We start from the raw sequence: 554 nt of genomic DNA on the forward strand, positions 1-554 counted from the left end.
AAACATCAGAAAAATCTTTAGTTATTGGTATAAATTCGCATGCTAAAAGTAAAAATTCAATATCAATAGGTAATAGAGCAAATGTATATGAAAATGCAGAAAATGCAATATCAATAGGAAATAGTACAATAGCTCAAGGTAAAGATTCTATTGTAATTGGAAAAAATTCACTTTCTGAAGGGAAAAATACAATATCAATAGGAAATAAAGCTAAAGCATATGAATCAGCTGAAAATGCGATAGCAATAGGAAATAATGCAGTAGCTCGAGGTAAAGATTCAGTTGTAATAGGAAAAGATTCATTTTCTGAAGGAAAAAAAGCAGTATCAATAGGTTATCTAGCCAAAATATATGAAAATGCAGAAAATGCAGTAGCAATAGGAAACGATATAGTAGCTTATGGTAAAGGTTCATTTGTAATAGGGCATTTAGCTAAAACACATGATACTGCTGAAAATGCGGTATCAGTAGGAAATAATACAGTAGCTTATGGAAAAGACTCGGTTCTAATAGGAAAAGATTTAAGTAATAGTAAAACATCAGAAAAATCTTTA

Annotated in this window: 1 pseudogene; it reads left to right on the forward strand. The window is 29.6% G+C overall.

From position 1 onward, the window contains the following. Positions 1-554, forward strand: a pseudogene (locus AWT63_RS02005) (hypothetical protein); the annotation flags it as partial.

This window comes from Caviibacter abscessus (assembly GCF_001517835.1).
Classification (GTDB): domain Bacteria; phylum Fusobacteriota; class Fusobacteriia; order Fusobacteriales; family Leptotrichiaceae; genus Caviibacter; species Caviibacter abscessus.